At 72.9% G+C, this 10070-nt stretch carries 8 protein-coding genes; 4 read left to right on the top strand and 4 right to left on the bottom strand.

The annotated features are described in order from the left end of the window. Positions 1–123 precede the first annotated feature (123 nt). From AB0E67_RS23265 to AB0E67_RS23250, 4 genes are all read right to left on the bottom strand, one after another. Positions 124–534, bottom strand: a complete 411-nt coding sequence (locus tag AB0E67_RS23265) for a PTS fructose transporter subunit IIA (protein ID WP_362029983.1) — start codon at positions 532–534, stop codon at positions 124–126. Beyond that, positions 531–1145: a dihydroxyacetone kinase subunit DhaL gene (gene dhaL / locus AB0E67_RS23260; RefSeq protein ID WP_362029980.1), complete on the bottom strand. Its 615-nt coding sequence runs from the start codon at positions 1143–1145 to the stop codon at positions 531–533. Before dhaL ends, AB0E67_RS23265 begins: the two co-directional genes overlap by 4 nt. Positions 1146–1165: 20 nt before the next feature. Further along, complete coding sequence (dhaK, locus tag AB0E67_RS23255) at positions 1166–2158, bottom strand: dihydroxyacetone kinase subunit DhaK (RefSeq protein WP_362029978.1); 993 nt, start codon at positions 2156–2158, stop codon at positions 1166–1168. A 209-nt stretch (positions 2159–2367) separates the two neighbouring features. Next, positions 2368–2733 carry a nuclear transport factor 2 family protein gene (locus AB0E67_RS23250; RefSeq protein ID WP_362029976.1) on the bottom strand — a complete coding sequence of 122 codons (366 nt, stop codon included), beginning with the start codon at positions 2731–2733 and terminating at the stop codon, positions 2368–2370. A gap of 135 nt (positions 2734–2868) precedes the next feature. Here AB0E67_RS23250 and AB0E67_RS23245 point away from each other — a divergent pair, with 135 nt between their 5' ends. The 4 genes from AB0E67_RS23245 (at position 2869) to AB0E67_RS23230 (ending at position 10068) form a co-directional block, all read left to right on the top strand. Next, entirely contained in the window at positions 2869–4038 is a 1170-nt protein-coding gene (locus tag AB0E67_RS23245) for a DUF711 family protein (protein WP_362029973.1), read from the top strand. Positions 4039–4304: 266 nt separating this feature from the next. Further along, entirely contained in the window at positions 4305–5246 is a 942-nt protein-coding gene (locus AB0E67_RS23240) for an LLM class flavin-dependent oxidoreductase (RefSeq protein ID WP_362029970.1), read from the top strand. 28 nt (positions 5247–5274) lie between these two features. After that, on the top strand, positions 5275–5463 hold the full coding sequence (locus AB0E67_RS23235) for a tautomerase family protein (RefSeq protein ID WP_073785968.1): 189 nt from the start codon (positions 5275–5277) through the stop codon (positions 5461–5463). A gap of 21 nt (positions 5464–5484) precedes the next feature. Further along, positions 5485–10068, top strand: a complete 4584-nt coding sequence (locus AB0E67_RS23230) for a condensation domain-containing protein (protein WP_362029967.1) — start codon at positions 5485–5487, stop codon at positions 10066–10068. Positions 10069–10070: the final 2 nt, after the last annotated feature.

The following is a 10070-nucleotide window of genomic DNA, read 5'->3' as shown; positions in this document are numbered from 1 at the left end:
TCTTCCCCCCTCCCTCCCTCGCCCCCCCGCCCCCCGCGCCCCGGGCGGGGGCGGGGGGTGGCGCGGGCGGGCCGGGCCCCCCCCCGGCCGCCACGGCGCGCGGGACGGCCCCGGGCCACCCGCCTACACCTTGCGGTACGCGTACGCCTCCGAGGCCGCGGTCTCCACCGCGTCGACGTCCCCGCCCGCCGAGGCGGTCACCACGGCGGCCACCGCGCCCTCCAGGAACGGCGCGTCGACCAGCCGTGCGCCCTCGGGCAGTTCGTCGCCCTCGGCCAGCATCGACTTGACCGTCAGCACGGCACTGCCCAGATCGACCAGCAGCACCACGCCGACCCCCGAGTCCACCGAAGCGGCGGCCCCGGCGATCAGCTCCGCACTCGTGCCGAGCCCGCCCTCGGCGGTTCCGCCGGCGGCGGCGACCGGAGCGGTCGCACCACCGGCCGCGAGTCCCTTGGCCAGCTCGGCGACCGACTCGGCCACCGGGCCGCTGTGCGAGACCAGCACGATCCCGACCTGGTTCACGCCGCTCACGCCCCGCCTCCGTCCGCCCCGGCCGTCTCGGCGAGCGTGGCGATCAGCAGGGCGGAGGACGTCGCCCCCGGATCCTGGTGCCCGATGCTGCGCTCGCCCAGATAGCTCGCCCTGCCCTTGCGCGCCTGCAACGGCACCGTCGCCAGCGCGCCCTCCTCGGCGGCCTTCCGGGCCTCCTCGAACGACGACCTGAGCGCGTCGGCCGCCGGCAGCAGCGCGTCGAGCATCGTCTTGTCCCCGGCCTGTGCCCCGCCGAGCTGGGCCACGGCCGCGACGCCCACCCCGAGCGCCTCCGCCAGCTGCTGCGGCGTCACCTCGGGCTCGTCGCCCAGGGCCTTTCCGGTGCGACGCAGCAGAGTCCCGTACAACGGCCCCGAGGCCCCGCCGACCGTCGACACCAGCTGCCGCCCGGCGAGCATCAGCACGGCTCCCGGGGTCGCGGGCGCCTCCCTGTCCAGGACCGCGGTCACGGCGGTGAACCCGCGTCGCATGTTGGTGCCGTGATCGGCGTCCCCGATCGCCGAGTCGAGTTCGGTGAGACGGTCCGCCTCGCGGTCCACGGCACTCGCGGCCGCGGTCATCCAACGGTGGAAGAAACCGGCGTCGAGCACATGATCTCCTTGTCGTCGGGTCAACGGCCCCAGCGCAGCGCGGGCGTCTCCACCGGCGCGTCCCAGAGGCGCAGCAACTCCTCGTCCACCTGGCAGACCGTCACCGAACAGCCCGCCATGTCGAGCGAGGTCACATGGTTCCCCACGAGCGTACGAGCCACCACGACCCCCCGCCCGGACAGCGCCCGTTGCACCTCGGCATTGAACCCGTACAGCTCCAGCAGCGGTGTCGCGCCCATGCCGTTGACCAGGACGATCACCGGTCCTGTCGGCCGCAGGTCGTCGAGCACCGCGTCCACCGAGAAGTCCGCGATCTCGCGGGACGTCATCATGGGACGCCGCTCCCGTCCCGGCTCGCCGTGGATCCCGATGCCCAGCTCCAGCTCGCCCGGCGGCAGGTCGAACGTGGGGGACCCCTTGGCGGGCGTGGTGACGGCACTGAGCGCCACGCCGAAACTCCGTGAGGAATCGTTCACTCGGCGGGCCACGGCCGCCACCTGTTCCAGCGGCGCCCCCTCGTCGGCCGCCGCCCCGGCGATCTTCTCCACGAACAGGGTGGCGCCGGTGCCCCGTCGCCCCGCCGTGTAGAGGCTGTCGGTCACCGCGACGTCGTCGTCGACTACCACCTGCGTGACCCGCACCCCCTCGTCCTCGGCGAGCTCGGCGGCCATCTCGAAGTTCAGCACGTCACCGGTGTAGTTCTTGACGACGAACAGCACCCCCGCGCCGCCGTCCACCGCGGCGGCGGCCCGTACCATCTGGTCCGGCACCGGAGAGGTGAACACCTCGCCCGGGCAGGCGGCGGACAGCATGCCGGGGCCGACGAACCCGGCGTGCAACGGCTCGTGACCGGAGCCGCCCCCGGAGACGAGCGCCACCTTCCCGGCCACGGGCGCGTCGCGCCGCACGACGACGCGGTTCCCGACGTCGACGGCCAGCCCGGGATGAGCGGCGGCCATACCGCGCAGCGCGTCCGCGACGACGGTTTCCGGGGTATTGATCAGCATCCTCAACGGAGCCTCCTAGCGAGGGTGGCGGGCTGTCGCTGAACCGCAGCCGACTCTACTGAGGGAGGGGCACATTGCGGGGGAGGTCGACGGACGGATGTGTGACCCGATGCCGGGGGAGCCCTCGCGCACGAGGAACGCGGGGAGCCTCGGCCCGCGAGGAACGGGGGTGCCCCGACGCACGGCGGGCGAAGAAGGGGAATGGTCCGTTCCGGTCAGCCCAGGACGCTGGGCCGGTCGATCACCCACAGCCATGTGCCGTCGGACTGGCGGCGGGCCACCTCGACCGTGGCGTCCTTCCCGTCGGCCAACTGCACCGAAGTGAGCGCCAAGTCGCCGTGATGCAGCGTACGTTGCTGTTCACCATGCTGGAAGACGGGCCGGTCGGCCGTGAATCGCTCGTAGGCCCTGCGGATCTCCCGCTCGCCGGTAGCCACCGTGCCGTCGGGGAGGGCCAGGACCGCGCCGGGTTCGTACAGCGCGACGAGGCCGTCGACGTCGCCCGTGTTGAGTCTCTCGACCACGAAACGGCTGAGGTCCTCGGGCTCGACGGCCCGCTCGCGCGACCTGTCACCGCTCATGTCCCGCACCTCCCTGTCAGGTCCGTCCGGCCCGGGAACAGCACCCGGCTCCGTGATCCTGGCAGGTGGCGCGCCCCGCTCCCGGCAGCCGACACCCACGTTCATTCGAACGCGTGAACTCGCGAGGAGAAGATCATGTACAGGCCACTGATACGCACCGTCACGCTCGGGGTCGCCGAGCCCCATCCGATTCCGGAGGCGGTCGTCGAGGAGAAGGCCCTGCTCGTCCGGCGGGCGGAAGCGGCCTTCGGTGCGGCCGGGTACGAGGTCCAGACCGTACGGCTGTCGACCCGGTCCGTCTTCGCCGACCTCGCGCGACGGACGCCGTCGGACATCGTCTCCTACGCAAACCGCCTGCAGACCGTCCTCGACGGGGTCGGGATCGGCTACTGCTCGCTGGGCCCGGCGGACGCGGCCGATCCCGCCTTCCCGCTGCACACCCTCGACACCGTCGGGGACCTGCTGATCGGCGCGGAGGCGCTGAGCTGCACGGTCCGCACGGGAACGCTGCGGCACGGGGTCCGCGCCGAGGCGTCCGCACCCGTGGCGCGGATCGTCCGCAGACTCGCCGAGGAGACGGACCAGGGGCTGGGGAACTTCCGCTTCGCCATGGTGGCCTGTGTCGATCCCGGCGGGCCCTTCTTTCCCGCGGCCCACCACGACGGGCCCTCGTCCCTCACGGTCGGCCTGCAGGGCGCGGGAATCGTCGCGGCGGCGCTGCGGGAGGTCGGCCGCCTCGACCCCGCCGCCATCACGCGCCGGGTCGGGCGGGCGCTGAGCGAACACGCCGCGCCCGTGGTGGAGATCGCCGAGCGGATCTGCGAGGAGGCGGGCCCGGCGTACGGCGGCATCGACCTGTCGCCCGCGCCCGCGGGCGACGACAGCATCGCCGCGGCCATGGAGCTCTGCCTGCCCGGACCGCTGGGCGGCCCCGGAACGATGGCCGTCACCGCCGCACTCACCGAGGCGATCCGGAGCACGGGCCTGACCACCTGCGGCTACAACGGGGTGATGCTGCCGGTCATGGAGGACACCCGGCTCGCGCAGCGCTGGCACGAGGGCACGGTCGACGCCCAGCAGCTGCTGGCCTGTTCGGCGGTGTGCGGCACCGGACTCGACACCGTTCCCCTTCCCGGCGACACCCCCGAGGAGGAGATCGCGGCACTTCTGACCGACGTGGCCGCCATGGCCGTACGCCTCGGGAAACCGCTGTCGGCCCGTCTCTTTCCCGTACCCGGCAAGAAGGCCGGCGACCGCACGACGTTCTCCTCCCCCTATCTGGTGAACACCACTCTCAGGCGCTGAGCACCGTCCCGCAATACCCGGTGAACCGCTGATCCCGGACGAAGACAATCCCCACCAGCCTGTTCTGTCCCGCCGGCGGGACAGAACAAGCAACATGGTTGACGGCTCCCGGACGACAGTGCAGGGTCGGCGGCGACGAGTTCGACGCGATGCGATGTTCTTTTCCGCAGCGACGCGTTCCGGAGGCGGGCATGAAGTTCGGAATCGGAATCGGGCGCACCCTCACGGCCCGCGAATCGGCGAAACTGGCATGACAGGCCGACGAATTGGGGTATGAACACTGCACATTCATTGATTCACAGAACCTCTGCCGCGACTCGACCGCGATGATGGCCCTGGCCGCCGCGGCGACGACCCGAATACGCATAGGCCAGGCGGTCACCAATCCGTACACCCGGCACGCGTCCGTGCTGGCCAATGTGATCGCGACCCTGGACGAGATCTCGGAGGGCCGGATATTCCTCGGCATCGGTGCCGGAGGAAGTGCCGTCGCCATGGTCGGAAAGAAGCCGCGGCCGCTCACGGAACTCGCCGAATACGTCCAGTTCTTCCGGGACTTCACCGGAGGAAAGGAAACCGAATGGCAGGGCCTGCCCATGCGTTCGGAGTGGGCCGAGCGCGAGATACCGGTCCTCATCGGCACCCACGGCGCCAAGAGCTGCCGGCTTGCCGGAAGAATCGCGGACGGGGTGTTCCTGCCCGGCCTCTCACCCGAGATCACCACGTGGAAACGGGGACGCGTCGCCGAGGGCGCGCGGAGCGCCGGGCGTGAACTCGCCGATCTCGACGTGTGGTCGCGCGGCACGGTGTTCGTGCACGACGACGTGGACGAGGCGCGCGAATACCTGCGCTCGTACGCCGCCACCTCGGCGTACTTCCTCTGGCGCTCGGTGCTCAGCCGCACCACCCCCGAGTCCGAGGAACTGGCCGCCATGCTCCCCGACGCGGTGCTGTCGGACATGGCCGCCCTGGCCGAGCGCTACGACTGGTACCAGCACGAGGTCGTGGGCGCCCCGCACGCCGCCGAACTCTCGGACCGCCTCATCGACTGCTTCGCGATCTACGGTCCGCCCTCCCGGTGCGTCGACCGGCTCCAGGAGCTGCGCGAGACCGGAGCCGATCAGGTCTCCCTGGTGCTCTACGGGGTCCCGGACCAGACGGCCATGATCAGCCGCTTCGTCGAGGACGTCGCCGCCCGTCTCGGGTGACGCGCGACACCGAGTGGAAGGAACCCCCATGCCGTTCATCACCGTGCTCGCGCTCAAGGGGCGCACGCTGGAACAGCGGCGCCTGTTCGCCGACGAGATCACCCGGCTCGCCGTGAAATGCCTGGACGCCAAGCCCGAAGAGGTGCGTGTCCGGTTCGTCGAGATGGACGCGACCGAATTCGCCCGGGGCGGGCGACTGTTCGCGGACCAGTCCTGAGACACCTGGGGTGTTGCGAACATGATTCCGTCGGCCACCACTCTGTCGCCCGGCCAGGAACGCGTATGGCTCCTCGACGAGCTGCGCCCGCAGGACCGGACCCTCACCGTCGGTGAACTGATGCTCGTCACCGGCCCGTTGGAAGCGGACACGGTCCGGGACGCGCTGGCGGAGCTGATCGCCCGCCACCCCGCGCTGCGCACCGTCTTCCGGACGGGGCCGGGCCGCCCCGATCCGGTGGTCCTCCCCGTCGGGGAGGTCGCGCCGCCGCTCGTGCGCGAGACGGACACGACGGCACCCGACGACCGGATCCGCCGGGTCCAGGACTGGGCGAAGGACCTCTGCGCCCGGCCGTTCGACAAGGAACGGGGCCCGCTGTGGCGGGCGGGGCTGCTCTCGCTGGGCACGGGCGAGCACGCCCTGCTGCTCTGCGCGCACCAACTGGTCGCGGACCGGCACTCCCTGGCGGTCCTCTTCGAGGAACTGGGCGAACTCTGCGCCGGGCCGACGCCGGGCCACGACCGCGCCCGGCCGTCGGCGGAGCACCACGCCGGTCCACCCGCCGCCCCCCGGCACCGGCTCGAATCCCGCGCCGAGGCCCTGGCCGGCATGCCCGTCGGCGTCGAACTGCCCGCCGACCGGATACGTCCGCGTGCCCTGGCCCTGACCGGCGCGCACACCTCGCTGCGTCTTCCCGAGGCGACGGCCCGGGCACTCGCGGAGTACGCCCGCGCCCAGGACACCGACACCGGGACGCTGCTGCTCACCGCGTTCGCCGTCCTCGTCCACCGCTACACCGGCGTGACCGACATCGCCCTCGGCACCCCGCACCGCGCCCCCGCACACACCGTGGGCCCCCTGACGAACCTGCTGGTCGTACGCGCCGCGCTCGACGGGGACCCCTCGTTCTCCGAGGCGCTGGAGCGGATGCGGCACGCCTGCGCCGAGGCACGGGCGTACGCCGACGTACCGTTCGCGCAACTCGTCGAACGGCTCGACCCCGAGCGCGACCCGAGCCGCCGCCCGGTCTGCCAGGTCGGCTTCGAGATCCGGCCGGAGCCCGTCTGCGCGCTGCCGGGCGCCACCGCCGCACCGCTGCCCCTCGACCCGGGGACGGCCGACTTCGACCTGGCCCTCGTGGTGTCGCCCGGGGACCACGGAACCCGGCTGACCCTCGCCCACGACACCGAACTCTTCGAGGAGGAGACGGTCCGCCGCCTCGCCGGGAACTTCGGCACCCTCCTGGCCGGGCTGCTGGCCAAGCCGGGCGAGAGCATCGGCCGCCAGTGGCTGCTCGCCCCCGAGGAGGAACGCCGGGTGCTGCACGACGGCAACGACACCCGCGTCGACTTCCCGCACGACCGGTTGATCCACCGGCTCGTCGCCGACCAGGCGGCCCGCCGCCCCGAGGCGGTCGCCCTCGTCGGCGGCGAGGAGCGGGTGACCTTCGGCGAACTCGACCGGCGCGCCAACCAGGTCGCGAACCATCTGCGTGAGCTGGGCGTGGGCCCCGAGGTCCCGGTCGGCATCGGTCTGCGCCGCTCGGTCGACATGGTCGTCGGCGTCCTCGGCATCCTCAAGGCCGCGGGTGCCGCGGTCCTGCTCGACCCCTCGCAGCCGACCCGCCGCCTGGCGTCCATGCTCGACGACGCGCGGACCTCCGTACTGCTCACCTCCGAAGCCCACCTCGCCCACCTGCCCACCGAGTTCGGCGGGCACGTCCGCTGCCTCGACCGGGACCGCGCGCTCTTCGACGCCGCCTCCCCGGCGGCCCCGCCCGAGCGGGCGCACCGGCTGGGCCTGTGCCAGATCGCGTACACCTCGGGTTCCACCGGCGAGCCGCGCGGCGTCGCCTTCCACCACGGCGCGGTGCTGCTCGTCTCCCAGGGCACCCAGCGGGCGTACTCACTGACCGAGAACGACCGCGGCACCTGGATCTCCGCCCCCGGCTTCGGGATCTCCTACGTCAACGAGCTGTGGCCCTTCCTCAGCGCGGGTGCCGCCGTGCACATCGCGGACGAGACCACCACCGCCACGCCCTTCCGGCTCCGCGACTGGCTGATCGATGCCGGGATCACCGTCACCGTCCTGGCCAAGGCACTCGCCGAGCGCGTGTGCGCGGTCGACTGGCCGGGCGAGGTGCCGCTGCGCGTCCTGATGGTGTCCGGCGAACGCGTCGGCTGGCTCCCCTCGACGGTGCCGTTCGAGATCGTCACCATCTACGGCTCCACCGAGACCACGAACGCCACCACCTGCCTCAACGAGGCCGACGGGGTGCGCATCACGCCGAAGACCGTGCCGCCCGCCGCGCGGCACGGTTCCAGCACCCCCGTGGGCCTGCCCGTGCCCAACGCCCGCGTGTACCTGCTCGACGACGCCCTCCAGCCCGTGCCGCTGGGCGTGGCCGGACAGATCCACGTGGGCGGCGACCTGATCCAGAGCGGGTACCTGCACCGGCCGGAGCGCACGGCCGAGAAGTGGATCCCCGACCCCTTCGCGGTGCGGCCCGGCGCGCGCATGGTCGCCACCGGCGACATCGGCCGCCGGCTGCCCGACGGGGCGATCGTCGTGCTGGGCCGCGCCGACGAACAGGTCAGCCTCAACGGCTACCGCATCGAGCTCGGCGAGGTCACTACCCGGCTGCTGGAACACCCCGCGATCCGGCAGGCCGTCGTCACGGTCAGGGAGGACCGGCCCGGCGAACGCCGCATGGTCGCCCACCTCGTGACGGACACCCACCGGCGCCCGACCGGCGGGGAACTGCGCGACCTGCTCAAGGAGCAGCTGCCCGCCTACATGGTCCCCACCGCGTTCGTGGTGGTCGACGCCCTCCCGCTGCTCCCCAACGGCAAGGTCGACCGCCGTGCCCTGCCCGCGCCCGACGCGCCCCGCGGCGGCACGGGCCCCACCGTCGCCCCCCGCACCGACACCGAGAAGACCCTGGCCCGGGTGTGGTGCGAGGTCCTGCACCAGGAACGGGTGGGCGTCCGCGACAACTACTTCGAACTGGGCGGCGACTCGCTCACCGGCATGGAGCTCATGGCGTCCATCGGCCGCGTCCTCGGGGCTGACCTTCCGCTGCGCGTCCTGTTCGAGGCCCCGACCGTCGAGGAGATGGCCGCGGTGGTCGAGGGCGCGGGCCGGGGGACACCGGGCGCGGGACCCGCCCCGGCGGGCGCGCCGCCGATCACGCCCCGGCCGGACCAGCGGTACGAGCCCTTCCCGCTCACGGACATCCAGCACGCCTACTGGATCGGCCGCAGCGGCGGCATCGAACTCGGCGACGTGGGCTGCCACGGATACCAGGAGTGGGACGTCCCCGGACTCGACCCCGAGCGGCTGCGACGCGCCGACCTGCTGGTCGCACGGCACGACATGCTCCGCGCGGTCGTGACCCCCGACGGACGCCAACGCGTCCTGGAGGAGGTGCCGCCCTACGACCTGCGGGCGACGGACCTGCGGGGGCTCCCGGCCGCCGAACGCGACGGACGCCTCGCCGGGATCCGCGAGGAACTGTCCCACGAACTCCTCGCGGTCGACCGCTGGCCGCTCTTCGACCTGCGGGTCACCCGCGTCGACGAGACCGTCTCCCGCGTGCACGTCAGCTTCGACCTGCTGATCTTCGACGCCCGCAGCGCGCGGATCTTCACCCAGGAACTGTCCCGGCTGTACGAGGACCCGGACCTGGAACTGCCCGCGCTCGAACTGTCCTTCCGCGACTACGTCCTCGCCGAACGAGCCGCCCAGGACAGCTCCCCGCTCCACGCCGCGTCGCGCGCCTACTGGCAGGACCGCCTGGACGACCTCCCGCCCGCCCCCGAGCTGCCCTATCTGCGGAGCCTGGCATCGGTGCGCCGGCCGCGCTTCGTACGGTGCCCGGGGCGGCTGGAGCCGGACGTCTGGCAGGCCCTGCGCCAGGCCGGGGCGGCGACCGGCATCACCCCGTCGGCCCTGCTCCTCGCGGCCTTCGCCGAGGTGCTGGGCACCTGGAGCGCCACCCCCCGGTTCACCGTCAACCTCACCCTCTTCAACCGGCCCCCGCTGCACCCCCGGCTCAACGACCTGCTCGGCGACTTCACCTCCGGGCTGCTGCACGCGGTGGAGGGCGACGGCGCCACCTTCCTGGACCGGGCCCGGCAGGTCCAGGACCGGCTCTGGAACGACCTGGAGCACCGCCACACCAGCAGCGTCCAGGTCATGCGCGACCTGGCCCGGCGCCAGGGCGGCGGGCCGCCGCGGGCGGCGATGCCGGTGGTCTTCTCCAGCCTGGTCGGCGTCCCGCGCATGGAGTGGGGCAGCCTCGGCACGTACGCGTACGGCGTCACCCAGACACCGCAGGTCGCCCTCGACCACCAGGTGATGGAGGTGGACGGCGGCCTCGACTACTGCTGGGACGCCGTGGCCGAACTCTTCCCCGACGGCCTGCTCGACGACATGGCCGCCGCCTACGGAAGCCTGCTGCGGGACCTCGCCGCACGGCGGGAGACCTGGTCCCGGGAGCGGCCCGCGCAGCCGCCCGCCGACCAGCTCGAACGGCGCACCCGGAGCAACGCCACGGACACACCGGCGACGGCACAGGCGCCGGACACCGGCCTGCGTATCTGACG

It is taken from the genome of Streptomyces sp. NPDC032161 (genome assembly GCF_040636995.1).
Taxonomy (GTDB): domain Bacteria; phylum Actinomycetota; class Actinomycetes; order Streptomycetales; family Streptomycetaceae; genus Streptomyces.
The sequence above is the reverse complement of the archived record's forward strand: the minus strand, read 5'-3'. Positions and strand labels throughout refer to the sequence as shown.

Excerpts from the sequence above, each read along its gene's own strand:
- AB0E67_RS23235 (WP_073785968.1), top strand. The coding sequence starts at position 5,275 with ATGCCGTTCATCACCGTGCTCGCGCTCAAGGGGCGCACGCTGGAACAG.
- AB0E67_RS23230 (WP_362029967.1), top strand. The coding sequence starts at position 5,485 with ATGATTCCGTCGGCCACCACTCTGTCGCCCGGCCAGGAACGCGTATGG.
- AB0E67_RS23245 (WP_362029973.1), top strand. The coding sequence starts at position 2,869 with ATGTACAGGCCACTGATACGCACCGTCACGCTCGGGGTCGCCGAGCCC.
- AB0E67_RS23250 (WP_362029976.1), bottom strand. The coding sequence starts at position 2,733 with ATGAGCGGTGACAGGTCGCGCGAGCGGGCCGTCGAGCCCGAGGACCTC.